Annotated in this window: 1 protein-coding gene; it reads right to left on the reverse strand. The window is 53.7% G+C overall.

Annotated features, from left to right (window positions below):
- Positions 1-194 precede the first annotated feature (194 nt).
- Positions 195-646, reverse strand: a 452-nt coding sequence (locus AACY19_RS26715; protein WP_339454485.1) for a peroxidase family protein, incomplete at its 5' end; no start/stop codon positions are given.

Here is a 646-nt window from a genome sequence, read left to right on the forward strand (position 1 = left end):
CCCTTTTTTTTTTACACCAACACCCCGCAAACCGAGAGCTCGTGTTGTCAGGGTTTTCCCCCGGTGTGCTCTCCCTATGGGGCCCCCCCACCGCGGGCGCTATTGGCGCCCCGACGCCGATTATGTCACCCAACTATCTCACTCGATCTTACAGATAAGGGCGCACCGTACTCCAGTTCTGGAATACAGATCGATCATTTTGGTTGTAGATCGTTGTTCATAACCTTGTTCCAAGCCGCAACGAAGTCTGTGACGAACTTTTGCTGAGCGTCGTTTTGCGCATAGACTTCAGAAACCGCACGAAGCTCGGAGTTTGATCCGAACATCAGATCAACTGGAGATGCCGTCCATCGCGACTGACCACTTGCGCGGTCCTTACCTACATACAGCGCGGGATCTTGGACAGATTTAGACCAAACGGTCCTCATATCGAGAAGATTGACAAAGAAGTCGTTGCTCAGGGTCCCTGGTCGGTCGGTTAACACGCCGACCGCCGATTTGCCGGCGTTTGCGTTCAGTGCGCGCATACCCCCGACCAGCACGGTCATTTCCGGCACCGACAGATCGAGCATGTAGGCACGATCCACTAGTGCTTCGGTCGGGGAAAGGCGATCTTTTGGATTGTAGTAATTTCGAAATCCGTCAG

Origin of the sequence: Pseudomonas sp. EA_5y_Pfl2_R50 (assembly GCF_963970475.1) — a bacterium.
Taxonomy (GTDB): Bacteria; Pseudomonadota; Gammaproteobacteria; order Pseudomonadales; family Pseudomonadaceae; genus Aquipseudomonas.